Annotated in this window: 21 protein-coding genes; 10 read left to right on the plus strand and 11 right to left on the minus strand. The window is 63.8% G+C overall.

The window, feature by feature from the left end:
- Positions 1-152 precede the first annotated feature (152 nt).
- From mtgA to ACIPUD_RS09500, 3 genes are all read left to right on the plus strand, one after another.
- Complete coding sequence (gene mtgA / locus ACIPUD_RS09490) at positions 153-827, plus strand: monofunctional biosynthetic peptidoglycan transglycosylase (RefSeq protein ID WP_018455922.1); 675 nt, start codon at positions 153-155, stop codon at positions 825-827.
- 168 nt (positions 828-995) lie between these two features.
- Positions 996-1178 carry a 50S ribosomal protein L32 gene (gene rpmF / locus ACIPUD_RS09495; protein WP_007598106.1) on the plus strand — a complete coding sequence of 61 codons (183 nt, stop codon included), beginning with the start codon at positions 996-998 and terminating at the stop codon, positions 1176-1178.
- A gap of 143 nt (positions 1179-1321) precedes the next feature.
- A complete protein-coding gene (locus ACIPUD_RS09500; protein ID WP_446480451.1) occupies positions 1322-1963 on the plus strand; it encodes a hypothetical protein in 642 nt (213 codons plus the stop codon).
- Position 1964: 1 nt separating this feature from the next.
- On the opposite strand, the gene ACIPUD_RS09505 is transcribed toward ACIPUD_RS09500, so the two are convergent.
- The gene (locus ACIPUD_RS09505) at positions 1965-2225 is read right to left on the minus strand and encodes a hypothetical protein (protein WP_026233054.1); all 261 of its coding nucleotides are present in this window, start codon (positions 2223-2225) and stop codon (positions 1965-1967) included.
- Between the two features lie 220 nt (positions 2226-2445).
- Here ACIPUD_RS09505 and ACIPUD_RS09510 point away from each other — a divergent pair, with 220 nt between their 5' ends.
- Positions 2446-4137: an EAL domain-containing protein gene (locus tag ACIPUD_RS09510; RefSeq protein WP_446480452.1), complete on the plus strand. Its 1692-nt coding sequence runs from the start codon at positions 2446-2448 to the stop codon at positions 4135-4137.
- Between the two features lie 16 nt (positions 4138-4153).
- Here ACIPUD_RS09510 and ACIPUD_RS09515 read toward each other — a convergent pair whose 3' ends face one another.
- The 7 genes from ACIPUD_RS09515 to ACIPUD_RS09545 all read right to left on the minus strand — a co-directional run bounded on the left by ACIPUD_RS09515 (position 4154) and on the right by ACIPUD_RS09545 (position 13758).
- On the minus strand, positions 4154-5662 hold the full coding sequence (locus ACIPUD_RS09515; RefSeq protein WP_085361932.1) for a tripartite tricarboxylate transporter permease: 1509 nt from the start codon (positions 5660-5662) through the stop codon (positions 4154-4156).
- Between the two features lie 4 nt (positions 5663-5666).
- On the minus strand, positions 5667-6152 hold the full coding sequence (locus tag ACIPUD_RS09520) for a tripartite tricarboxylate transporter TctB family protein (RefSeq protein ID WP_085349786.1): 486 nt from the start codon (positions 6150-6152) through the stop codon (positions 5667-5669).
- Positions 6153-6306: 154 nt separating this feature from the next.
- Complete coding sequence (locus tag ACIPUD_RS09525) at positions 6307-7284, minus strand: tripartite tricarboxylate transporter substrate binding protein (RefSeq protein WP_446480453.1); 978 nt, start codon at positions 7282-7284, stop codon at positions 6307-6309.
- 205 nt (positions 7285-7489) lie between these two features.
- Positions 7490-10357 (minus strand): PAS-domain containing protein, encoded by a 2868-nt coding sequence (locus ACIPUD_RS09530; RefSeq protein WP_446480454.1) that lies wholly within the window; start codon positions 10355-10357, stop codon positions 7490-7492.
- 226 nt (positions 10358-10583) lie between these two features.
- Entirely contained in the window at positions 10584-11459 is an 876-nt protein-coding gene (locus ACIPUD_RS09535; protein WP_026233056.1) for a hypothetical protein, read from the minus strand.
- Between the two features lie 37 nt (positions 11460-11496).
- Entirely contained in the window at positions 11497-12477 is a 981-nt protein-coding gene (locus ACIPUD_RS09540; RefSeq protein ID WP_368508899.1) for an amino acid--[acyl-carrier-protein] ligase, read from the minus strand.
- Positions 12478-12540: 63 nt separating this feature from the next.
- Complete coding sequence (locus ACIPUD_RS09545; protein ID WP_446480455.1) at positions 12541-13758, minus strand: acyl-CoA dehydrogenase family protein; 1218 nt, start codon at positions 13756-13758, stop codon at positions 12541-12543.
- Between the two features lie 356 nt (positions 13759-14114).
- On the opposite strand from ACIPUD_RS09545, the gene ACIPUD_RS09550 reads away from it, so the two are divergent.
- From ACIPUD_RS09550 to mtnA, 3 genes are all read left to right on the plus strand, one after another.
- Positions 14115-14387, plus strand: a complete 273-nt coding sequence (locus tag ACIPUD_RS09550; RefSeq protein ID WP_368508898.1) for a phosphopantetheine-binding protein — start codon at positions 14115-14117, stop codon at positions 14385-14387.
- Between the two features lie 124 nt (positions 14388-14511).
- Positions 14512-15387 carry an S-methyl-5'-thioadenosine phosphorylase gene (locus ACIPUD_RS09555; protein ID WP_368508897.1) on the plus strand — a complete coding sequence of 292 codons (876 nt, stop codon included), beginning with the start codon at positions 14512-14514 and terminating at the stop codon, positions 15385-15387.
- Positions 15388-15405: 18 nt separating this feature from the next.
- Complete coding sequence (gene mtnA, locus ACIPUD_RS09560; protein ID WP_018455935.1) at positions 15406-16515, plus strand: S-methyl-5-thioribose-1-phosphate isomerase; 1110 nt, start codon at positions 15406-15408, stop codon at positions 16513-16515.
- Positions 16516-16556: 41 nt separating this feature from the next.
- On the opposite strand, the gene ACIPUD_RS09565 is transcribed toward mtnA, so the two are convergent.
- Positions 16557-17192, minus strand: coding sequence for an HAD-IA family hydrolase (locus ACIPUD_RS09565; protein ID WP_018455936.1), 636 nt, complete (start codon positions 17190-17192; stop codon positions 16557-16559).
- 111 nt (positions 17193-17303) lie between these two features.
- Here ACIPUD_RS09565 and ACIPUD_RS09570 point away from each other — a divergent pair, with 111 nt between their 5' ends.
- Both ACIPUD_RS09570 and ACIPUD_RS09575 read left to right on the plus strand, forming a co-directional pair.
- A complete protein-coding gene (locus ACIPUD_RS09570; protein WP_446480456.1) occupies positions 17304-18062 on the plus strand; it encodes a S1 family peptidase in 759 nt (252 codons plus the stop codon).
- A gap of 125 nt (positions 18063-18187) precedes the next feature.
- On the plus strand, positions 18188-19690 hold the full coding sequence (locus ACIPUD_RS09575; protein WP_446480457.1) for a flavin-containing monooxygenase: 1503 nt from the start codon (positions 18188-18190) through the stop codon (positions 19688-19690).
- A gap of 182 nt (positions 19691-19872) precedes the next feature.
- Here the strand turns inward: ACIPUD_RS09575 and ACIPUD_RS09580 are convergent, their stop codons facing one another.
- Both ACIPUD_RS09580 and ACIPUD_RS09585 read right to left on the minus strand, forming a co-directional pair.
- Positions 19873-20802 (minus strand): response regulator, encoded by a 930-nt coding sequence (locus ACIPUD_RS09580; RefSeq protein WP_007598081.1) that lies wholly within the window; start codon positions 20800-20802, stop codon positions 19873-19875.
- Positions 20786-24157, minus strand: coding sequence for a hybrid sensor histidine kinase/response regulator (locus ACIPUD_RS09585; RefSeq protein ID WP_446480473.1), 3372 nt, complete (start codon positions 24155-24157; stop codon positions 20786-20788). The genes ACIPUD_RS09580 and ACIPUD_RS09585 overlap by 17 nt, the downstream gene beginning before the upstream one ends.
- Before the next feature lie 175 nt (positions 24158-24332).
- Here ACIPUD_RS09585 and urtA point away from each other — a divergent pair, with 175 nt between their 5' ends.
- On the plus strand, positions 24333-25592 hold the full coding sequence (gene urtA / locus ACIPUD_RS09590) for an urea ABC transporter substrate-binding protein (protein WP_018455941.1): 1260 nt from the start codon (positions 24333-24335) through the stop codon (positions 25590-25592).
- Positions 25593-25662: the final 70 nt, after the last annotated feature.

Here is a 25662-nt window from a genome sequence, read left to right on the forward strand (position 1 = left end):
GCTCCAGAACTAAAATTCGGCGGGACAATCCTTTATGCGCCCGCCTCAGTCAATCGTTTGGAAGGCCTAAAAAGTGCTGGAAAAGGCCCGAATTATCACAGACTTAATGCCGGGCCCGTGGCCGCGTTTCGTTCTGCGCCGGAAAGGTTGATTTGCGCGTCGTCAAAACCCTTCTCCTGGTGCTCGCGGTCGCGGCTCTCGCGCCCTATGTCGTCGCGCCGTTCTACCGTGCCGGCCATCCCGTTTCGACGCTGATGATCTGGCGCTCGCTGCGGGGTGCGCCGATGCAGCGGGAATGGATCGATCTGGCGGCGATGTCGCCCTCGCTGCCACGCTCGGTGGTGGCGGCCGAGGACGCCCATTTCTGCAAGCATCACGGCATTGACTGGGGTGCGCTGCGTGAGGCGATCGACGATGCGAAGGAGGACGGCACCCCGTTCCGGGGCGCTTCCACCATCACCCAGCAGGTGGCGAAAAACCTGTTCCTCTGGCAGGGGCGGGACTTCGTCCGGAAGGCGCTGGAATTCCCGTTGGCGCTGTGGATCGATCTCGTCCTGCCCAAGGCACGGATCCTGGAGATTTACCTCAACATCGCCGAGCTCGGCCCGCAGAGCCAGTTTGGGGCCGAGGCCGCCAGCGCCTATGCCTTCGGCAAGTCGGCGGCGAACCTCTCCCCCCGGGAGGCCGCGCTTCTAGCCTCTATCCTGCCGAATCCGGTCAAACGCAGCGCCAGGACGCCGGGACCGGGTGTCCGGCGGCTGGCCGGGACCTATGTGGCGCGAGCGCAGGCGAGTTCACTTTCGACCTGCTGGCGGGAGAATCGCTGATTTCCGGTCCTTTTCGGGCGCATTTTCCGGCCCAGAGCCCTAGATTTAAGGCAGGCCTTCCTCTATAAGCCCGGCCTTGACCGGCATTCAGCTCGCCTCGGTTTGCGGGTGCTGAGCCGTCCCCTCGCGGACGATGCCCCAAAACACCAATCCCTAGAGGATATTGAAATGGCCGTTCCGAGAAGAAAAACCTCGCCGTCCCGTCGTGGCATGCGCCGCTCGGCAGACGCCATCAAGAAGCCGACCTATGTGGAAGACAAGGATTCCGGCGAACTGCGTCGTCCGCACCATCTCGACCTCAAGACCGGCATGTACAAGGGCCGTCAGGTCCTGAAGAAGAAAGAGTCCTGAGTTCGGGACCTTTCTGTGGGCAGGACGATCGGGCCTGCCTGATTTCGGTCCACCCATGAGATATGACAGTGATGGCGGCGGAGCGAATGCATCGCCGCCGCATTGTCCTGTCTGGATATCTTGATCGAGAAGGCATTTCGCCGATGGTCGGTTTCCCGCTGCTCCTGATCCCGCTCGCGGTCTACAACATCATCGCATTCCTGATGCCGAGCGTGTCCTTTGCGGACGTGCTGTTCAAAGTGCCGATGATCACGGGCGAGGCCTGGCCGGTCACGCTCGCCGACGTGATGCTCGCGCTAGGCATCGTGCTGCTGCTGCTCGAAGTGGTCAAGGGCGCGCGGCCCGGCTCGAAATTCCTGATGGATCATCTGCTGTCGCTGATCGTGTTCGGCGCGGCTGCGGCCGAATTCGTGATGTGGCCGAAATTCGGCAACTCCACCTATTTCCTTCTGGTGCTGCTCGCGATGGCCGATTTCCTCGGCGGCATCGCCCAGCGCACCCGCCGCCGCGTCGCTTATGTCGCTGAATCGACGGTGCCGGCGCCCCGCAAGACCAAGCGCCAGGCCGAGACGCCAGCGGATGAGTTCGAGCCCAAGTTCGAGCCAGTGTCCGCTCCGCGACCAGCTCCGGCGGAGCCGCCCGCGCCCACGGCACAATCGGTCGCCGAATCCGTGCTGATGGATCACCCGGCGCCGAAGCCTGTGAGTGCGCCCTCGCCGGAAATTCCCTCGCCGCATTTGCAGCCGGGCAACGGCACCCAGCCGTCTCCCGACGCGCCGCGCTGATTCAAGCCACCTGCCGCGTGCGCGCGCTAACGCTCGGAAGCGGGCGCTTGCTGCCATAGGCGACCTGCGCATCCTCGGAAGACGCGCGGCGGAGCCGGCTCGCCTGGGGCAGATGCTCGGCATTGGCGATGAGCTGGGCGACGAAGCTGGGATCGGGGCGTGGCAGCGGGGCCTTGTGGACCCACTGCAAAACCGGCATCAGCGGCACCAGGGCCGAGCCTGTGCCGTTGTCCGCCACGTCCAGTTGACCAGTACTCAACATCGCAATCACCGTTGACCGGCCTAGATTGTCGCGTTTCGAGACGCTGGCGCCGGTGCGTGTCATGTACTCGCAAGGCCTATGCCGGGTGAGCCGCTTCGGTTCCTGCGAGCGAGGAAACGTGGTTTCCAAATTGTTTATCAACTTTGCCTAGGGTCAATGGCGAATCTGGCTTTATCCTGTGCCGGCTCAGGACTCCCCGCTGTCCCGAAACGAGGCGATTTTGACCCCCGCATTGCCGCAAGCCTCCGACATCCTGGCTGCCCTCGGCCAGGCCGTGTTCGCCTGGGACATCGCCAGCGATGCCATCGTCTGGGGTGAGCAGGTCAGCGCCATCTTTCCCGGAATTCCCGCCGAACGGCTGGCCACCGGCGCCGAATTCGCCAGGCTGATCGAGCCCGCGCAAATGCGGACCGCCGCGCTGGCGCAGACCTCAGCCGTGCATGGCGCCGACGGCACGCCCTACCGGGTCGAGTACGGCGTGCGCATGAGCGCCGCCGATCCCATGGTCTGGATCGAGGAGACCGGCCGCTGGTTCGCCGGCCCCGACGGTCGCCCGGTGCGTGCGATCGGCTCCGTCCGCATCAACAATGAACGCCATGCCCGCGACGAGGAACTGACGAAGCTGGCCCGGCTCGATCCGCTGACCGGCGAGCTCAATCGCTCGCATCTGATCGCCGCGCTGGCCGAGGCCATCGAGGAGACGACCCGTTTCCGCTCGACCGCGGCCTTCATGCTGGTCGGCATCGATCATCTCGCGCGTGTCAACGAGGCCTTCGGCTTCGACGTTGCCGACGCCGTGATCCTCGACGTCGCCACGCGCATTCGCGCGCGCTTGCGCGGCGGCGACGTGCTCGGCCGCTTCTCCGGCAACAAGTTCGGCCTGATCCTGAAGAACTGCACCGTCGATGACATGAACGTGGCTGCCGAACGTTTCCTCGCCGGCATTCGCGACGAGGTGGTGCCGACCAAATCCGGACCGGTGTCGGTCACCGCCTCGATCGGCGCGGTCAGCGTGCCGCGCTATGCCCGCAACGCCGATGAAGCCGTCAATCGCGCCCACGAGACCCTGGACACCGCGAAACAACGCCGCGTCGGCTCGTTCGCAGCCTGGCGCCCGGATGCCGCGCGCGACGCCCAGCGCCGCGTCAACATCCGCGTCACCGACGAGATCGTCACCGCACTGAATGAGCGCCGCATCAAGCTTGCCTATGAGCCGGTAGTTGCCGCCCTTTCGCGCGACTGCGCCTTTCACGAATGCCTGGTGCGGATGGACCAGGGCGACGGCCAGGTGCTGCTCGCGCCCGACATCGTGCCGGTTGCGGAACGCCTCGGCCTGATCCGCCTGGTCGATCACCGGGTGCTCGAGCTCGTGGTCGCCGAGCTCGCGGCCGCGCCGGACATCTGCCTCAGCCTCAACATCTCGCCCGACACCACCATGGATCCGGATTGGTGGGCGGGAATCGAATCGCTGATGCGTGCCCATCCCGGCGTCGCCGAGCGGCTGATCGTCGAGATCACCGAAACCGTCGCGATCCAGGACATCGACGATGTGCGCGGCTTCGTCACCCGGCTGAAGAATTTCGGCAGCCGCATCGCCATCGACGATTTCGGCGCCGGCTACACCTCGTTCCGCAATCTGCGCAAGCTGGGCGTGGACATCGTGAAGATCGACGGTGCCTTCGTGCAGAACATCACCCGTTCCGCCGACGACCGCGCCTTCGTGCAGACCCTGATCGACCTCGCCCGCCGCCTCGACATCAAGACGGTGGCCGAATGGGTGCAGGACGAAGAAGCTGCGAACATGCTGCGCGACTGGGGCTGCGACTACATCCAGGGCCGCCTGATCGGGCTCGCCTCAGCCGACCGCCCCTGGGGCGCGCCGCCGGATAACGTGCTGCCCGCGGCAGGCTGAGACACCTGCCAATCCCTCACGCGCCCTCATCCAGCGCCACGAGCTCGCGCTTCTTACGCAGCGCGGGTAATAGCGGCGCCATCAGCAGCACCAGCGCGAGCGCAAGACACGCTGCCGAGATCGGCCGCTGCACGAAGGTCCAGAGGTCGCCCTGCGACAGGATCAGCGACTTGCGCAGATTGTTCTCCATCATCGGTCCCAGCACGAACGCCAGCACCAGCGGCGCGGGCTCGAAGCCGAGCTTGCGCATGAAATAGCCGACGATGCCGAATGCGATCATCACGTAGACGTCGAACACATTGTTGCTGGAGCAGTAGACGCCCAGGATCGTGAACAGGATGATCAGCGGGAACAGGATGTTGTAGGGCAGCTTGAGCAGCTGCACCCACATGCCGATCAGCGGCAGATTGAGGATCAGCAGCATGACGTTGCCGATATACATGCTGGCGACGATGCCCCAGAACAGGCCCGGGTTTTGCGTGATCAGCAGCGGTCCCGGTTGCAGGCCGTGGATGACGAAGGCGCCGAGCAGCAGCGCCATCACCACATTTGGGGGGATGCCCAAGGTCATCAGCGGAATGAACGCGCCGCCGGCCGCCGCGTTGTTGGCGGATTCGGGACCCGCTACGCCCTCGATTGCGCCATAGCCGAAGCGCTCCGGCGTCTTCGACAGCCGCTTCTCCAGCGCATAGGACGCGAACGAGGCCACTACCGCGCCGCCGCCCGGGAGAATGCCGAGCAGGAAGCCAAGTAACGTGCCGCGCGCCACCGGGCCGGCGCTCGCCTGCCAATCGGCCTTGTTGGGCAGCAGCTGCGTGATTTTGGCGTTGATGATGTCGCGTTTGATCACCTGCTCGGTATTGAGCAGCACCTCGGCGACGCCGAACAGGCCCATCACGACGGGGACCAGTCCTATGCCGTCGATCAGCTCCATGCGGCCGAATGTCAGCCGCGGCTGCGCGGTGATGCTGTCGAGCCCGATCAGTCCGAGCACGACGCCGATACATGCCATCAGAAGCGCTTTCGGCATCGATCCCTGCGTGAGGAAGGTGAGCACGACGAGGCCGAGCACCATCAGGCTGAAATATTCGGCAGGGCCGAACGCGATGGCGATGTTGGCGAGCCGAGGCGCCACCAGCATCAGTGCAACGAGTGAAAATGTGCCGGCGATGAACGAGCCGAAGGCTGAGATGCCCAGCGCGGGGCCGGCACGACCCTGCTTCGCCATCTGGTGGCCGTCAATACAGGTCACGACGGAAGCCGCCTCGCCGGGAATGTTGACCAGGATTGAGGTCGTCGAGCCGCCATACATCGAGCCGTAATAGATTCCCGCCATCATGATGATGCCGGATTCCGGCGTTCCTGACAGTGTCACCGGAAGCAACAGAGACATCGCCGAGATCGGCCCGATGCCCGGCAGCACGCCGACCAACGTGCCGATGAAGACGCCGATGAAGCAGTAGAGCAGGTTGATCGGCAGGAGAGCGACGCCAAACCCATGCGCGACGTTGAGAAGCGTATCCATGCGATCAGCCGATCCCGAATAGGCCGGAGGGTAACTGGATCAGCAGCAGTCGCTTGAGCATCCACCACATGCCGAGCGGTGCCAGAGCGGCGATCGGCATCGCCAATGTCCACCGCAAGGGATCGATCAAGCGCAACAAAAGCAGCATGAGCGGGATCGATGACAGTAGGAATCCCAGCGGCTCAAGGGCAAAGGAAAACGCGGTAAGGCAGACGATGACGAGTAACGGCTTGCTCCAGCTCACGTTCTGCCAGCGCGAAGCCAGCGTTGGTCCGCCCTCGGTGATGGCCGAGATGATAATGCTGGCCGCGAACACGCACATCAGGATGCCCGTGTAGAAAAGCACGTAGCCGGAGCCAGGGTCGTTGATGGTGCCGAGCTTGAGCTTTAAGCCTTGCCAGATCACGAAGCCGCCGAGTGCGAGCCCGATCAACCCACCCCAGAGTTCGGAGTTGTTGAGGCGGAGTTTGACGGTGGTTTGGTCGTTCATCAATACCTCTCGGCCGTGCCGGGACGCTATGCGGCGCGAAGCGGTGCGCTGCAGATCCGGGATCGATAGATGCGTGGCAAAGGTAGATCCCGGCTCTGTGGTGCAGCGCTGGAGAAGCGCTGCACCACGCCCGGAACACGAAAGTGGCTCAATACTACTTCTTCGCAAGCCCGAGCGTATCGATCACCTTGCGCTCCGATTCCGTGACCTCGACGACGAACTTCTTGTAGTCCTCGGTATTCTTGTAGCTCGGCACCATGTCGTATTTGGCGAGCGTGGCAATCACTGCGGGATCCTCGACTGCCTTCTTGAAGGCGTCGTGCAGCTTGGTGACGATCTTGGGATCCATGCCCTTGGGGCCGGCGATGCCGAACGGGGAATCATAGACCATGGGATAGCCGAGTTCCTTCAGCGTCGGCACGTCAGGATAGTTCGGTGATCGCGCGCCGGTCCACACCATGAGAAGCTTCAGCTTGCCGGCGTCGACCAAGGGTCGCCAACCTGTGGAGTCGGCCTGCAGCATGGTGTGCTGGCCGAGTACCGCGGCGTTGGTCTCTGCCCCGCCCTTGAACGGCACCTGCGTGAGCTTGATGCCGGACATCGCGGCGATCTGCTCCATGCCGATATGAAGCGAGGTGCCGGTGCCGGGCGTCGCGTAGGTCACCTTGCCCGGATTTGCCTTCGCGAACTCGACCACGTCTTTCCAGGACTTGAATTGCGACTCCGCGCTGGTGGTTACGCCAAAGGTGTAGCCGGTGAGATGTATGATGTAGGTAAAATCCTTTGCCGGATCCCACGAGACCTCCTGCATCAGGGGCAGGCGGAAGACGGTGATCGGAAGCTGTGAGATGGTGTAGCCGTCCGGCTTCGCAGCCGCGGCCATGGTGGCCGGTCCAACCGTACCGCCGCCACCGGCTTTGTTGTCGATCACGATGGGCTGCCCCAGGACCTTGGACGCGCTGTCGGCGATCGCGCGCATCGAGATGTCGGTCGATCCGCCGGCCGGCCATGGAACGATCAGCGTCACCGGTTTGGTGGGATAATCCTGTGCACCCGCGGCGGTTGCGAGCAGCGCGCTCACGAAGGCATGCATGGCGGCAATGGCAAAGGTCTTCAGCCCGTATCGCGACATCGAAACTCCTCCCTCGCGGTGGCCTCGTTCGGACCGCGGTTTCTCATTGTTATGACGGGATTGTCCCCGAAATCATGGGAGAAGAAAAGCGCATTGCGCGGCGGCCCCGCAGGGGCGATACGGTGATCCCGCCGAAAAGCGCACATGCGACAATTGGTCGTTTGGAGGCGTGCCGAGATACGGAATTTGGCTCTCGGCTGAGCCCTTACGCCACACGGCGGACTGCGCTCAGCGTCTCGATCATGCGTCCGACCTCCGCGGCCGGCGAGGGCTTGCCGAAATAATATCCCTGCACGGCGGTGCAGCCGCATTCGCGGACGAAGTCGAGTTGTTCGATCGTCTCGACGCCTTCCGCCGTGGTCTCGACGCCGAGCACCGAGCCGAGGCTGGCGATGGTGCGGACGATCGCCACGCTCTCCGGGCTTTCGCCGAGCGTGCCGACGAAGGAGCGGTCGATCTTGATGCGATCGAACGGAAACTTGCGCAAATAGCTCAGAGAAGAATAGCCGACCCCGAAATCGTCGAGGCTGACGCGCACCCCCAACGCGCGCAGCTGGTGCAGGATCTCGATCGTCGCCTCGCTGTCGTCGAGCAGCGCCGTCTCGGTGACCTCGAGCTCGAGCCGATGCGGCGGCAGGCCGGCCTCCGCAAGCGCGCTCGTCACCATCGTCACCAGCCCGCGCGATCGGAACTGCACCGGCGACAGGTTCACCGCGACCGTGAGATCGGGCCAGGTCGCGGCGGTCGCGCAGGCTGTGCGCAGCACCCACTCTCCGATCGGAACGATCAGCCCGTTCTCTTCCGCAATCGGAATGAATTCGGCCGGCGGGACGAGGCCGCGCGAGGGATCTTTCCAGCGCAGCAGCGCCTCGAAGCCGGTAAGTTCGGTGGTGTCGAGCCGCACCTGCGGTTGGAACGCCAGGTGGAATTCACGGGCCTCCAGCGCGCCGCGCAGATCGTGCTCGAGCGCGTGCCGGCTGCGCGCCTCTTCCTCCATTTTGGGCTCGAACAGCTGATAGGCGCCGCGCCCCTTGGCCTTGGCCTCGTACAGCGCGAGGTCGGCGCATTTCATCAGCTCGTCGGCATCGAGCCCGTGATCGGGAGCGATTGCGATGCCGACGGAGACGCCGACATGGATCGACTGGTTCTCCAGCGGCGGCGGGTGACCGATGATCTCCACCAGGCGGCGTGCGAGCCTTTCCGCCGATTGCGGCTGCGGTCCGCGCTGGAGAACCGCGAACTCGTCGCCACCGAGCCGCGCGACGGTGTCGTGCTCGCCGACATTCTCCTGCAGCCGCGCCGCGACCCAGCGCAACAGCCGGTCGCCGGCCGCGTGTCCGAGGCGGTCGTTGACGGTCTTGAAATTGTCGAGATCGAAGCACAGCACGGCCATCGCGCCACCTGCGATTGCGACCTGGTTCAGCCCCTCGCCCATCTTCTCGCGGAACAGCGTGCGGTTGGGCAGGTCGGTGAGCGAATCGTGCCGCGCCATATGCGCAACGCGGGCCTGGGCCTTGTGGCGCTCGGTAACGTCCTCATAGGTGACGACCCAGCCGCCATGCTCCATTCGCTTGTGATTGAGCTTGATGATGCGGCCGTCGCCCAAATAGCGGTGCAGTGTGTGCTCGCCCTCGCGCAGCCTCTCGACATAGTCGGCATAGAGCCGCGCGGCGGTGGTGTTTGGATGGATGCCGAGCTCGCAGCTGTGCTCCATGATCTCGCGCATCGACACACCCGGCTTCACCAATTCGGGTGACAGTCCGTACATCTCGATGTAGCGCCGATTGCAGACAATGACGCGCAAGCTCGAATCGAGCATGCACAGGCCCTGGCTCATGTTGTTCAGGGCCGCGTCGAAGCGCCGATACTGCTCGCTCAGCTCCTCGACTGCGTGCTCGCGCTCGGTGATGTCCTCGTAGGTGGCCACAAAACCACCCTCGGCCAGGGCGCAATAGCGCACGGAGATCGTGGTGCCGTTCGACATCCGTCGGCGTATCGGCGAGGAGTTGCGGTCGGCGATCCTTGCGCTGGCGGCCTCCAGGAGGTGTCGCGGGCTATACTCGGAAGAGAACGCGCCGTTTGCCATCGAGCGTTCGATCAGTTCGCCGAGATGCGTGCCCGGCTTGGCTTCCTCCGGCGAGAGCCGATAGATCTTCCGGTAGGTGGTGTTGCAGACGCGCAGGCGCATCTCGCTGTCGTAGAAGGCGAGTCCGTGCGCCATGTTCTCCAACGCCGCATCGAGCATGAAGTTCTGCTGCCTCAGCATCTCCTCGTATTGCAGCCGCTCGGTGACGTCTTCGTGCACCGTCACCCAGCCGCCGTCGGGCAGAAAACGGGAAACCACCTGCACCATCCGTCCGTCATAGCGCATCACCAGCAGGGTTTTCTCCTTCCTGGTGCGCACGTCCTCCAGCCTGGTGTCGTGGAATTCCTCGCCCGGCATGCCCGGCAGGTTGCCGCGCGACATCCAATGCTCGATGACCGTACAATGCGAGACGCCCGGCTTCACGATTTCCGGGTCGAGGTTATAGAGATTCAGGAAACGTTCGTTGCAGACGACGACGCGGCTGTCGGCATCGTACATGATCAAGCCGTGCGCCATGTTGGCGAGCGCGTGCTGGCTGCGCTCGGTCTGCACGCGCAGCTCCGCCTCGAGCCGGGCGAGGCGGCTGACGTCGTCGCAGATCGTCATCCAGCCGCCGCCGGGAAGCGGCTTCAGCTCGAGCGCCATGACGAGGCCGCTCGCGAGTGTCTGTTGAGTCCGGAACGGCTGGCCGGCTGCGATCCGCGCCATGCGCGCGGCATAGAGTGCGTCGACTTCCCCCGCGGGGATGTTGCCGAGGGCCACACTGTGGGCGAGCACGTCGCGGTAGCTCGTGCCGACCCGCACGATTTCGGCCGACATGTTGAACAGGCTGAGATAGCGCTGATTGACCAGCACGATCCGGTTGCCGGCATCGTAGACGCAGACACCCTGTTCCATGTGGTCGAGTGCAAGCTGGCTCAGCCCGACCAGGGCCTTCGGGCCCTGCTCGCGGCGTGCATCAAGCTCGTTGTCGCGGATCGACGTCATGGGGCGGCGGGGTCTCGGCGGGCAATAGACTTAACGCAGGGCAATTCAGCCGCCGAGGCTAGCGAACAGGCGGGAAAATTCCCTTAAGCGCCGTAGTTTACGGAGGGTGACCGTGATGCAGAGATGCTGCCAATGTGGAGGGGGGTGCAAGGTAGCGTCGCGCCGGTCGGCCTGCGCAATTGCGCCTTAGGCCCGGATGGACATCGAATGTCTGGTCCAAACGGGCCTACGGCCCGTACAGCACGAGTTCCGTATCCGTGAGATCGGCGAGCTGCGGCCGGTGCGGGCCCTTGAAATATTTGCGGCCGCGACGCTCGGTGTAGATGCCGACGAGGCCGGGAACGGAGCCGTTGGAATCGACGGCGACCGCGATCTTGCCGAGCCGCAGCAGCAGCCGGCCGATGCGGCCCGCGCATTCGGTGTACTCGGCCGCGTTGCGGCAGTAGATCAGCTTCATCGCGGGCGGCGCAATGATGCCACGGCGGATGCGCACCGGTTGCAGGATGAAGGGGAACGCTCCCTTCGGCGTGCGGCAGACGAGGCTGAGGCAATTGTAGCGCGCATGCCGCGTCAAGAGCTCGGTCTCGGCATCGGAAAGCCCGTCGATCGTTTTGGCGTGCTGCGAGATGACCTCGATCTTGCTCCAGCGTGGGACGCGCGCCAGCGCAGGCACGGAGAAGAATATACCCCTGCAATAGGCGCGAAAGCCCTGCGTCTCGATGATCGGCCAGGTCCACGGCGCCGGGCTGATGTTGAGATAGGTGACGTCCTTGTGCCGCTGCGCGATCTTGGTCAGGAGCGGGGCGTAGTTGCGGTAGGCCGGATCGACGTACCAGCTCGACAAATTGCACTGGATGGCGGTCTCATCGCCGTCCCTCCGCGCCGTGTAGATCAGCAGCAGCACGCCGACCGGCGTGCCGTCATTGTCGAGCATGTAGCCGAAGCGCGGGTAGCCATCCGGTACCGGTCGGAAGGCTTGCCGGCGCAGGCCTTGGATCCAATAGCCGCGCGAGCGCCCGACGAAGCCGCGCGTCAGCAAGTCCGCGACCGCATCGACGTCGGACTCGGTGATCTCGCGGCATCGGACCTTGGTGTGGATCACGCTCGTCTTTCCCGTGGAAATGACCGGCCTCGTTCCGTTAGCGCCAGCCTTCGCCGTGGGCATCGGCCGCGATCTGCGGCTGCAGGCCCATGATCTCCCGCACCTTGGCGGGCCAGGCGGAAGGGTCGGTGCCGTGGGTGTGGAACATGGCGACCGCCAGCCGGTCCATGCCGAAAGCGACGCAGCCGGTGTGGGCCGGCTCGCCATTGGCGTCCTTGATGTCCCACGTCGTGCCGAAATGCTCGCGGTGATAATTGAAGCTCATGCAGGCGGTCGGCTGCTCTTCCGAGCGCAGCGGGATCAGCAGTTCGAACTTGAGCTGCTGCTGCTTCTGGCTCACGGCCTTCATCTGACCGACGCGGCCGAAGAACGGATCGCTGGCATAGTCGACGCGGAAGGTGAGACCGAGATCGGTCGCAATCGCCTGCGCGCGCACCATCCAGCGCTCGCGGAAATCGGCCACGTCATCGGGGCTTCCGATGCAGACATATTCCCGCATCCGGAACGATTGCAGCCGGTCGAGATGTTTTGACGGTTCACGGCGGAAGCAGTCGGCGGCGACGTCGAAGCGCAGGCCACCCTTCGGCAACTGGCCGCGGCTCGCCGCGATCGGATAGACGGGATAGCAGGCCGCCGGCGACAGCACGAGGTCTGCCGGCGAGAGCGAGCTGGTCCAGTCACCGCCGGCGTCGAAGCGGCTTACCGCGGCGTTGATCTCGCGCTCGGTGCCGTGCAGGCTGCAGACGCAGCCGAGCAGGTTCGGAAAGCTCTTCAGGTAGCCGGATTTTTCCAGCTGGGACCGGCTCATCACCGGCGGGAAGCGCATCACCTCGGTGCCGGCCTCGCGATGGCTCGTGATCAGCGCGGCGAGCTTTTCGACGATGCCTTCATAAAGAGCGGTGCGGGCATAGACGCCGTCCGAGCCCATCGGATGAAAGAGCTTGTCGGCGAGATGATCCAGCGGATCCGCGATCTGCGGCACGGTCTCGGGCGAGTTGGGGAGAACAGCAATGTTCATGTCGGCTTCCTGCTATCTGAAATTGTTCTTATTGAACGAAGGCACGTCAGTCTCGAAAGCTCGTCAGTCCCGAAGGCTTGTCGGCACGCCGCTCATCAGGGTCGACGTCGCGGCATTGGCCAGAATGCGGTCGTTGTTGATCATGATCGGCGACGACAGCACGTCGCGCAGGTGGCGGCCCATCGTGAACTCGCCGTCGTTGCGGTAGCCGGAAAGGCCTGCGGTGCGCATCGCATGCATCACGGTCTCGACCGCGAGCTCCGAGGCCTGCACCTTCAGAAGCGTGATCGAAGACTGGAAGTCGAGCGAGCCGAGCGCGCGTTCATCGTGCTCGGCGCGAGCAAAGGCGTCGATATTGGCCGATATCAGCGCCCGCAGCTTGGCCAGCGACATCTTGGCGGCGGTGAAATGTGCGGCTGCCGGGGGCATCTGGCCCCCTGAGGTGCGGGCCGCCTTACGGACGAAGGCCTGCGCACGGGTGACGGCGGCTGCAGCGATACCAGCCCAGGCCGAGGACCAGCACAGATGCGCGAACGGCGTCATGGTCTGGGCGTGGATCTTGTCGTAGGATTCCGGGAAGACGCGATCGGTCGGGCAGTCGACCTTCAGCTCGAAACCGGTCGAGCAGGTGCCGCGCATGCCGAGCGTTTCCCAGCCCAGCGTCCGCTTCAGCGAATAATCGTCCCTGGCGAGCGCCAGCAGCACCTGGTCGGACGCAGAAGCGTCGGTGGCGCGGCGGGCGATGGTCACGAGGCCGTCGGCCTCGGCGCCGTAGGAGATCACGGTGGCGTCGCGCAGCAGCGAGACGGTGTCGCCTGCGACGTCGACGGCGGCGGCGCTGGCGCGGATGTTGCCGCCGTTCTGGCCTTCGGTGGTGGAGGAGGCGAGCAGCCACTGGTCGCGCGCGACCCGGCGCATCATGGTTTCCATCCGGGGGATGCCGTGGCCGTGCCTGACGACGCAGGCGACCTTCGTCGTGTGCATGGCGTAGATCATCGCCGTGGAGGCGCAGGCGCGTCCGAGCGTGTAGCAGACGTCGGTGACGTCGTGGATCGAGGCACCGAAGCCGCCGAACTCGGCCGGGATCATGACGCCGAGTAGCTTCTGCTCACGCGCAACCTCGAAAGCCTTGTGAGGGAAGCGGGCATCGCGATCGACCCCGTCGGCGTCCGCTGCCGCCACGGCGGCGGTGCGGGCGGCGCGTTCGATGAGGGAGGGACCATGCTCGAGAAAGCTCGTCTGCGTCTCGTCGACAGTGAGGACTGCTTCACGCACGTTCATACTCGTCCGCCTCCGGTTTGCCGTTCAGGATCGCCGGCATCATTCGCGATGCCGCTTGAGCGATCCTTCGACCATCTTTGCTTATGAGATGAGGCTACGGATTTAATTCAAATTCGTCGATGAAATAGAGGGTAAACAAAGCCCAATTCCGAACGAACAGTTAAGTTCGGGTTGTTTGCATCGCCCGGATTTCCGCGGTCGCGTTAGGGATCTGTAAGAAGCCGGATTCCAGACAATCTGAGTCATCGTTTACTAAGAAAAGCGAAGTAATGGTGGCGTCCATTGCGGGATCGGCCCGCCGTGCCCATCGTAGCCGGCAACCGGTCCGACCTTTGTCGACAGATGGGAATTTACCGATGCAGGCTTTCGATACCGAGTTGCGCAATCGCATCATCAAGCTGGTGAAGGGCATCCTCGCCCAGAACTCGCTCTCCGCTGAGGTCACGCCGCAGGCCAAGCTCGTCGACGTCGGCCTGACCTCGATGGACATGGTCAATCTGATGCTGGGCGTCGAAGCCGAGTTCGACTTCACGATTCCCCAGGCCGAGATCACACCGGAGAACTTCCAGTCCGTCGAGACGCTGGAGCGCATGGTCGCGACCCAGCTGCAGTCGGCCGCCGCAGCATAATCAGGCGCGCTGGCGCGCATCCTCCTGACGGCACTTCTTGCCCCCATCACCCGTTCCAAAACCGACGTAAAACTGGCATAGCTTCTCCACGGAATCGCGATGGCGCGAACGGGGTGGAGCAGGCATGACGCAGGCCGTATTGGGCATCATCGGCGGCTCCGGCATTTACGATCTGCCGGGGCTGGAGGGCGCTCGCGAAGAGGTGATCAGGAGCCCCTGGGGCGAACCGTCGGCGCCCCTGCGGCGCGGCTCGATTGCCGGCCTGCAGATCGTGTTCCTGCCGCGCCACGACAAGGGCCACCGACTGTCGCCCTCCGACATCAATTATCGCGCCAATATCGACGTCCTCAAGCGCGCCGGCGTCACCGACCTGATCTCGCTGTCGGCCTGCGGCTCGTTCAGAGAGGAACTGCCACCGGGAACCTTCGTTCTCGTCGACCAGTTCGTCGATCGCACCCACAAACGCGAGAGCTCGTTCTTCGGCCGGGGATGCGTCGCGCATGTCTCAATGGCGCACCCGGTCTCGCCGCGGCTGCGCATCCATCTTGCCACGGCGGCCGAAGCCGAGGGCATCGCGTTTGCGCGCGGCGGCACCTATGTCTGCATGGAAGGACCGCAATTCTCGACCTATGCGGAAAGCATGACCTACAAGACGCTTGGCTATTCCGTCATCGGCATGACCAACATGCCCGAGGCGAAACTCGCGCGCGAGGCGGAGCTTTGCTACGCCACCGTCGCGATGGTGACGGATTTCGATTGCTGGCATCCTGATCACGACGCCGTCACCGTGCAGGACATCATCCGCGTTCTGAGCTCGAACGCCGACAAGGCAAAAGCGCTGGTGGCGCGGCTGGCGAAAGACTTCCCGCGCGAGCATGAGCCGTGCCCGATCGGCTCGGACCGCGCGCTCGATACCGCGCTGATCACCGCGCCCGAGGCGCGCGATCCCGAGCTCTTGAAGAAGCTCGACGCGGTGGCCGGGCGCATCCTGCGAACGTGATACGAAAGGCAGAATCCCATGAAGGTCGACGGCAAGCATTTCCGCAGCATCTGGCGTGAGCGCGACGGCTGGTCGGTCGGAGCGATCGACCAGCGCCGGCTGCCGCATGAGTTCATCGTTGCGAAGCTGACCTCATGCGAGGACGCGGCCCTCGCCATCCGCGACATGCTGGTGCGCGGTGCGCCACTGATCGGCGCGACCGCAGCTTACGGCATGGCGCTGGCGATGCGCGAGGACGCTTCCGACGCCGGCCTGAAGCGCGCCTACGACACGCTCGTGGTGGCGCGGCCGACCGCGATCAATCTGAAATGGGCCCTGGACGAGATGCGCGCGAGCCTCGCGCCGATCGATGCACTGGAGCGCGCGGAGGCCGCCTATGCGCGCGCCGACGAGATCGTCGAGCAGGACGTCGAGATCAACCGCGGCATCGCCGGCAACGGCCTGAAACTCATCGAGGCGATCGTCGCAAGGAAGAAGCCGGGCGAGACCGTCAATGTGCTGACCCATTGCAATGCCGGCTGGCTTGCGACCGTCGACTGGGGCACGGCGACGGCGCCGATCTATCTGGCGCACGAGCGCGGCATCAAGATCCACGTCTGGGTCGACGAGACGCGGCCGCGCAACCAGGGCGCCTCGCTCACGGCCTGGGAGCTTGGCCATCACGGCGTGGCGCATACGGTGATTCCGGACAACACCGGCGGGCATCTGATGCAGCACGGCATGGTCGATCTCGCCATCGTCGGCACCGATCGCGTTGCCGCCAATGGCGATGTCTGCAACAAGATCGGCACATATTTGAAGGCGCTCGCCGCTCACGACAATAATGTGCCGTTCTATGTCGCGCTGCCGTCGCCGACGATCGATTTCGCCGTTGATGACGGCATCCGCGACATCCCGATCGAGCAGCGCAGCGGCACGGAAGTCACCGACATGACCGGCCGCACCGCGGACGGAAGGCTTGAGACCGTGCGCATCGTGCCGGAGGGCTCGCCGGTCGCGAACTATGCCTTCGACGTGACCCCGGCACGGCTCATCACCGGCCTCATCACCGAGCGCGGCGTGCTGAAGCCCGATCGCGCCTCACTTGCCGCGGCGTTTCCGGAGCGGATCGCAGCTGCGGCGGAGTAGTTCTGGCTCGGCGATAGCTCGCAATGACGGAGAATGACGCTCTAGCTCAGCTTCAATCCCGTCGCGGCCTCGAGCCCGGCGATCGCCTGGGCGCCGCTGGTGACCTTGATCGTCGTCATGCCCATCTCGCGTGCCGGCTTCAGATTGACGCCGAGATCGTCGAGATAGACGCAATTCTTCGGATCGACCTTCAGCGTTTCGACCATCAGCTGATAGATGCGCGGGTCGGGCTTGCGCAGGCCGATTTTGGCGGACTCGATGACATGGTCGAACAGCACCATCACCTCGGCGACATAGAGTGAGCGCCCGGTCATGCTGCCGATCGCATTGGCCGGCAGATTGTTGGTAATGCAGCCGGTCTTGAATTGCGCCTTGATGCGCTTCAACGCTTCGACCATCTCGGGGCGCAGATCGCCCTGAAGCAGCGGCAGCACGTCGCGGCCGCGCACCTCCGCGCCGAGCGCCAGCGATTCCGTCGCGAACAGTCTGTCGAACGTGTCGATATCGACCTCGGCGCGCTCGAACTTGGCCCAGGCATTTTCCAGATGATTGGCGGCATTGGTGCGCCGGATGATGTCGATGGGCAGGCCACGCTCTGTCTCGAATCGCGTGAACGCTTCAAACGGCGAACTCGTCAGCACGCCACCAAAATCAAAGATCACAGCCTCGATCGTCAAGATCCCGCCCTCGTCAATTCCTTTCCAAGAGCGCTAGCATGCGCTATCGGCAAGGGCCAGTCCGAAGCCATCCTAATGCTGTCACCGACGCCAACACCAAAGCGTGTTCCCATGAAGAAGCTCGTAAGCCTCATTGCGACCGCGCTGCCGCTCGCCACGCCCGCTTATGCCATCGTTGGTGGCGGCACGCCCCAGGCCGATGGCGTCGCGCGCGCCGTCGTCACGATCGTCGGCTCGCGCGGCAATTTCTGTACCGGCACCCTCGTTGCGCCAAAGCTGGTGCTTACCGTCGCCCACTGCGTGCAACCCGGCGCGGACTACAAGATCGTCGATCGCGGCACCGACGGGCAGCCGCAACTGCTGAATGTCCGCACCGTCGCGATCCATCCGAATTTCAACATGCAGGCAATGCAAGCGCATCGCGCTACCGCCGACGTGGCGCTGCTGCAGCTGGAAATTCCACTCAAGGGAAAATCGACGGTGCCCGTCGGCGCGCCGAATATTCCGATCCAAGTCGGCAGCCGCTTCGTCATCGCCGGTATCGGCGTCACCGTGCGTGGCGAGGGCAAGAGTGGCGGCGCGACGCGTGTTGCCGGCCTCGTCGCGACGGGTCAGCCCGGCACGCTCCAGATCCGGCTGGTCGACCCCGTAACCAACGGTGTTCGCGACGGAATTGGCGCCTGCACCGGCGATTCCGGCGGTCCCGTGTTCGAGGACAAGCCGACCGGATCCGTGCTCGTCGGCGTCATCAGCTGGTCCACGGGGCCGAACGGAGCCGCCGGCTGCGGCGGGCTGACCGGTGTTACGCCGCTCACGCTCTATCGCGACTGGATCTTGCAGACCGCGCGGAGCTGGGGTGCGGCGCTGTGATTTGACCGCGACCCGATCTATGTCATCTTGAAGCGGAAGCGCGATGGGCGACCATGTCCGTCGCGGAGGAAACGCGCCGCCCAACCAAGGGCGGCCACAAAAACAAGCAAGGCATAGAAGCAACAATGAATGTCGCTGTTCGCAGTCACGCCACGGCCAAACAGACTTCTGAACATTTCGACGTGCTGATCGTCGGCGCCGGTATCTCGGGCGTCGGTAGCGCCTATCACATCACCAAGCAGCTTCCGGATGCGAGCTTCGTCGTTCTGGAAACGCAGGCGACGTTCGGCGGCACATGGACGACACATCGCTATCCCGGCATCCGCTCCGACAGCGACCTCCACACCTTCGGGTATAGCTTCAAGCCCTGGGTCGGGCCACCGATCGCGACTGCCGAGGAAATCCTCGCCTACATGAACGAGGTGATCGACGAAAACGACATCGCGCGGCATATCCGCTACAAGCACAAGATCAATTCGGCGAGCTGGTCGAGCGAGCAAAACCTCTGGACCATCGAGGCGGTGACGACCGACACTGGCGAAGCGAAAACCTTCACGGCGAACTTCCTCTGGATGTGCCAGGGCTATTACCGCCATTCGGAAGGCTATACGCCGGAATGGAAGGGTACGGATCGCTTCAAGGGCCGCATCGTTCATCCACAGACATGGCCTGATGATATCGAGCTCGCGAACAAGAAGGTCGTCGTGATCGGCTCCGGCGCGACGGCGGCGACGCTGGTGCCGAACATCGCCGACAAATGCGCGCATGTCACGATGCTGCAGCGTTCGCCGACCTATTTCCGTCTCGGGCGCAACGCCATCGAGATCGCGGAGGAGCTGCGCCGGCTGCAGGTTGACGAGGCCTGGATCCACGAGATCGTCCGCCGCAAGATCCTGTTCGAGCAGGACGCCTTCACGAAACTGTGCATCTCCAAGCCCGAGCAGGTGAAGCAAGAGCTGATCGGCCAGATCAGCGCAGTGCTCGGTCCGGAGTACGATGTTGACACCCATTTCACGCCGAGCTACCGGCCGTGGCGGCAGCGCATCGCCTTCGTTCCCGATGCCGATCTGTTCAAGGGGATCGCCAGCGGCAAGGCGTCCGTCGTCACCGACGAGATCGAATGTTTCGTCGAGAACGGCATCCAGCTCAAATCCGGCAAGCTGCTTGAGGCCGACGTCATCGTCACCGCAACCGGCTTCAATCTCGCGGCGCTCGGCGACATCGCCTTCGAGGTCGACGGCAAGCCGCTCGCCTTCGGCGACACCGTCACCTATCGCGGCATGATGTTCACGGGCGTGCCGAACATGGTCTGGGTGTTCGGCTATTTCCGCGCCAGCTGGACGCTGCGCGTCGACCTCGTGGCCGACTTCGTCTGCCGCCTGCTCGGCCACATGAAGGCCAAAGGCAAGAAAAAGGTCGAGGTGAAGTTGCGGGCCGAAGACCACAACATGCCGATCCTGCCCTGGATCGATCCGGAAAACTTCAACCCCGGCTACATGATGCGCAACATGGACCTGCTGCCCAAGCGCGGCGACAAGCCGGAATGGCAGCACAGCCAGGATTACTGGACCGAAAAGGACGAGATCCCGAAGACGGATCTGGAAGGCGGGGAGTTTGTGTACGGGTGAGGAGAGGCAGGCGGCGCTACAAACTTCTCCGTCGTCCTGGCGTAAGCCAGGACCCATTACCCCATGGGGAAGTTGCGGCGCGAGCTTGTCATCAAGAGTCTTCGCCAAACCACCTGTGATAATGGGTCCTGGATCGGCGCTCCGCTTCGCTGCGCTTGTCCAGGACGACGGCGGTGGAGGCGTCAGGAATTCCTTCTGGTCGCATTCGTTGCAATCGCCGCAGCCGCAGTCCGGTTCTCGACCCCAAGCTTGGAGTAGATCTGCTCGAGATGCTTGTCGACCGTGCGCGGGCTCAAGCCCAAGATCTGCGCGATGTCGCGGTTGGTCTTGCCCTTGCTGAGCCAGGCCAGCACCTCGCCTTCGCGGGTGGTGAGGCCAAGCTCGCTGGTGAATTCGGGTGGCGGCGCGGTGCCGGACTCCCTAGAAAGCCGCAGCAGGAACTCGTTCGGAGCGGTCTCGCCCATGTAGTACAATCGGAGCTGAGGATTGTCGGGCAAGGAAGCCGCCTGCGACTTCGAGCTGCCCTTGCCCTTCGCCTGCTCCAGCCATTGCAGCAATGATACCGGCAGGACGAAATCGTCGTCGGCCTGCGCGCCGTGGTGGTCCGCCAGCAGCTTCTGCGCCTGCGGGGTCGCCCACAACAATTTGCCCTGGCGGTTGACCGCGAACAGGAATCGGCCGGAGACATCGAGCGCGGCGCGTGCGCTTTGCGTCAGCCGCGCATTGCCGAGATGAACGCGGATCCGCGCCAGCATCTCCTCGATCACGATCGGCTTGGTCACGTAGTCGACGCCGCCGGCCTCCAGCCCGCGCACGATGTGCTCGGTCTCGGCGAGCCCCGTCATGAATATCACCGGGACATTGGCAAGGCCCGCATCGCGCTTGAGGCGGCGGCAGGTCTCGAACCCGTCCATGCCCGGCATCACAGCGTCGAGCAGCACGATGTCAGGCGTGATCTGGTCGACGATACGCATCGCGGCCGCGCCATCGAGCGCCACCATCACCGTCATCCCGGCGCTGTCGAGCGCGTCGGTGAGCAGCCGCAGCGTCTCCGGGGAGTCGTCAACAACGAGCGCGACGTCGCGCTTTTTCGACTCAGTGCTCATACGCATGCAACGTCTTCAATGTGGCCATGTACTGGCCGAGATCGAAGCGGTCGATCAGCGACCGCATTTCCGCGACGAAGTCGGCATGTTCAGGGTGCTCACTGCCGATCTCGTCCAGCTTCAACTGGATAGCCTTGACGTAGCCGATCTGACCGAGCCCGATCAGAGCCTCGATGTGTCGTACAGGCGGCCGCGAGCCGCTCTCCGGCCGCCACAGCGGCACCGCGATCTCCTCCGAGCCGTATTGCCATTCGACCTTGAGAAGCTGGCGGATACTTTCCAAAAGCCTGGGAATATCGATCGGCTTCATCAGGTAGCCGTCGTGGAAAGGCTGTGCCAGCGGTGTGCCGTGCGCCTCGAGCGCGCTGGCAGACACCATCAGGATGCGCGCCTGATGGTGGCCGCTGGCGCGCAGCGTCTCCGCCACCGTCCAGCCGTCCATGCCAGGCATGGAGATATCGAGCAGGAACAGATCAGGCCGGCAGTGCTGGGCTAGCGCCAGGCAGCCAGGCCCGTCGGGCGCGCTGAGCAGGATGAAGCCGAGTGGGGTCAACACCTCGCGCAGGAGGTCGCGATGCACGGGATCGTCGTCGGTGATGAGGATGGTCTTGCGCGCGCCGTGATAGCCCGAGATCGGGGCCTCCACCGGCGCAATGCGCTGCGGATTGGTGACTGCGGATAGCAGCATCTTGACCTTGAACGTGCTGCCGCTGCCGACCGTGCTCAAGACCTTGATGTCGCCGCCCATGACGCCGGCGAGCAACCGGCTGATGGTGAGGCCCAGCCCCGTGCCGGTCTGCGGCTGCGAGACACCGAGCGCGCCACGTTCGAAAGGTGCGAAGATGCGTTCGAGATCGTCGCCCTGGATGCCGGGGCCGGTGTCGATCACCTCGAACTCCGCGACCGGGCTGCGATAGTGCACCACGAACTGCACACTGCCGACCTGGGTGAATTTGATCGCGTTGGACAGCAGATTGATCAGCACCTGGCGCAGCCGCTTCTCGTCGGCATAGACCACGACCGGCAAATGCGCCGGCCGCCTGAACACGAAGTCGATGCTCTTGGCCGCGGCCTGAAGGCGGAACATGCCGACGAGCTGGTCGAGGAATTCGGTCAGGCGCACCTCGTCGCGCGACAGGTACAGCCGCCCCGCCTCGATCTTGGAGATGTCCAGAATGCCGTCGATCAGGCCGGAGAGGTGATCGGCGCTGCGGCGGACGACGCGGACCTGGTCGCGCGGCTTGGTGTTGAGCGTGGTGTCCTGCTCCAGGAGTTGGGCATAGCCGCTGATCGCATTCAGCGGCGAGCGCAGCTCGTGGCTCAGGCCCACCACGTAGCGGCTCTTGGCGAGGTTGGCGGATTCTGCGATTTCCTTGGCGCGCTGGAGCTCGGCATCGGTGCGCTTGTGGGCGTCGATCTCCTGAATCAGCAGCGTGGTCTGGCGTCGGGTCTCGGCCTCGGCGGCCCGTCGGCTCTGCTGCGCCAGCACGAACAGCCAGGCCACGACGCCGATGATGATGCTGAGCGAGAAGAACACCTTCCAGAGCACGTTGGAGACGAGCATGTTCTCGCCGGGCACGCTGACCGAGGACTGGAGGTAGATCAGCCCCAGCACCAGCGCGACGAGGCCCGCGGAGACCACGAACACACCGATGTAGTGGCCAAACTGCGAATTGATTCGCTGATAGATGGCCTGCGGCAAGATCCTGGCGAGTGCGTCGGCGAACTGCACCTGCGCGCGCGCATGCGGTTTGCACAAATCGTGGCAGCGCGCATCGAGCGAGCAGCATAGCGAGCAGATCGGGCCGGCATAGGCAGGACAGGAGGTCATGTCCTCCGGCTCGAAATGGTGCTCGCAGATGCAGCACTGGATCGATTCGATGTTGGCCCAACTCCTCTTCGGCTTGCGCGCGATGTAATATTTTCCGTCGGTGAGCCAGGCGATGACGGGCGCGGTGACGAAGGCGACCGTCAGCGCGACGAAGGCCGCGAGCGCTTTCATGGTCGAGCCGAACAGGCCGTAGAATGCCGCGATCGAGACGATGGTCGCGATCGTCATCGCGCCGACGCCGACCGGGTTGATGTCGTAGAGATGGGCGCGCTTGAACTCCATCTGCGGCGGGCGCAGGCCGAGGGGCTTGTTGACCACGAGATCAGAGACCAGCGCACCGACCCAGGCGATCGCGACATTGGAGTAGAGCGCGAGCGTCTGCTCCAGCGCCTTGTAGACGCCGATCTCCATCAGCAGCAAGGCCACCATCACGTTGAACACCAGCCAGACGACCCGGCCCGGATGGCTATGAGTGAGACGCGAGAAGAAGTTCGACCAGGCGATCGAGCCTGCATAGGCGTTGGTGACGTTGATCTTGAGCTGCGACAGGATCACGAACGCGCCGGTGAGTGCCAGAGCCATGTCCGGCTGCGACAACACGTAGCGAAACGCCTCGAGATACATGTGCGCAGGCTCGGCCGCCAGCTCGCTGGAGAGGCCGTGGCTCAGCGCGAAGAAGGCGAGAAACGAGCCCAGCAGCAATTTCAGCGCGCCGAAGATGATCCAGCCGGGCCCCGCGATCAGCAGGGCGGCCCACCACGACGTTCGCGAGGTGCGGCGGTCGCGCGGCAGAAACCTGAGGAAGTCGACCTGCTCGCCGATCTGAGCCACCAGCGAAAACACCACGGAGGATGCTACGCCGAACAGCAGCAGATCGAAATGTCCGCTGGGGTCGCCGTGCTCGCCGGCGAATTTGCGCCACTCCGTGAACGAGTAAGGGTTGGCCCAGGCGATCGCCGCGAAGGGCAGGATGTGGAGGATGATCCAGATCGGCTGCGTCCAGAGCTGGAAGCGGCTGATCAGCGTGATGCCGTAGGTGACAAGCGGGATGATCGCGACCGCGCTGATGAGATAGCCGATCGGGCGCGGAATGCCGAAGCACATCTCGAGCGCCGTGGCCAGGATCACCGCTTCGATCGCGAAGAAGATGAAGGTGAAGGAGGCGTAGATCAGCGACGTGACGGTCGAGCCGATATAACCGAAGCCGGCGCCGCGGGTGAGCAGGTCAATGTCGATGCCGCATTTGGCGGCATAATAGGCAATCGGGACGCCGCAGCAGAAGATGATGATGGAGACGACGAGGATCGCGGCGGTGGCGTTGGTAACCCCATAATTCAGGGTGATGGTGCCGCCGATCGCCTCAAGCGCGAGAAAGGAGATGGCGCCCAGGGCAGTGTTGGCGACGCGGGCAGCGGACCACCGGCGCGCGCTCTTGGCGGTGAAGCGCAGCGCGTAGTCTTCCAGCGTCTGGTTGGCGACCCATTGGTTGTACTGGCGCCTGACGCGATCTATTCGCTGCCGCCCTGCCACTTCAGCCCCCACTCCTACTCCCGAACGCGCCGGACCCCCTCGCAAAATCCGTACCAAAAGCCTACGTCGTCATTTTGCGGTGCAGTATACGCGATCTTGCGTATGCTTGCAGTGCACAAATTCGAGCCATCCTCACGGCACCAATCGCGTGTCCTCGAACAACAGTGGGGTGCTCATGTCAGACGAAGCGAACAAGGGCCTGTTATCGCCGCTCCGGCGCAAATTATTGATGGGAATGGCGGCCGTGCCGGCCATCACCATGCTACCGCGAGCATCTTTTGCGCAGGCCCCAGCGACCTCGGCAGTCAACACCACGGGTCTCGCGGTCACCGACACCGAGGTGACGGTCGGCATCCTGCATTCGGCGACCGGCACCATGGCCATCTCCGAGACCGGCTCGATCGAAGCCGAAAAGCTTGCCATCGAGCAGATCAATGCCATGGGCGGCGTGCTCGGTCGCAAGATCAAGTTCATCCAGGAAGACGGCGCCAGCGACTGGCCGACCTTTGCCGAGAAGGCGAAGAAGCTGCTGGTCAACGACAAGGTCGCGGCGATCATGGGCTGCTGGACCTCGGCGTCCCGCAAGGCCGTGCTGCCCGTCATGGAGCAGTACAACGGCATGCTCTATTACCCGACCTTCTACGAAGGTCTCGAGCAGTCCAAGAACGTGATCTACACAGGTCAGGAAGCCACTCAGCAGATCCTCGCCGGCCTGAACTGGATCGCCAAGGAGAAGGGCGCCAAGTCGTTCTTCTTCATCGGCTCCGACTACATCTGGCCGCGCACCTCGAACAAGATTGCGCGCAAGCATGTCGAGAACGTGCTGAAGGGCAAGGTGGTCGGCGAAGAGTATTATCCGCTCGGCAATACGCAGTTCAATTCGGTCATCAACAAGATCAAGCTGACCAAGCCCGACGTGATCTTCACCGACGTCGTCGGCGGCTCGAACGTCGCGTTCTACAAGCAGCTCAAGGCGGCCGGCATCGACCTCTCCAAGCAGGCGCTGCTCACGATCTCGGTGACCGAAGACGAGATCGACGGCATTGGCGGCGAGAACATCGCGGGCGCCTATGCCTGCATGAAGTACTTCCAGTCGCTCGACAATCCGAACAACAAGACCTTCGTCCCGGCGTTCAAGAAGATGTGGGGCGAGAAGACCGTGATCGGAGACGTCACCCAGGCTGCCTATCTCGGCCCGTGGCTGTGGAAATTGACGGTGGAGAAGGCGGGCTCCTTCGACATCGACAAGATCGCGGCGGCGTCGCCGGGCATCGAGTTCAAGGGCGCTCCGGAAGGCTATGTGCGCATCCACGAAAATCATCACCTCTGGTCGAAGACCCGGGTGGGACGCGCCAAGCTCGATGGCCAGTTCGAACTGATCTACGAGACCGCCGATCTGGTCGAGCCGGATCCGTTCCCCAAGGGCTACCAGTAAGACGAGATCTATCAGTTAGTCACGGCGTTCGTCGCCGTTTCCCTCTCAGGCAAAACCTCTCCCTGGCGTG

Source organism: Bradyrhizobium sp. CAR08 (genome assembly GCF_052871955.1).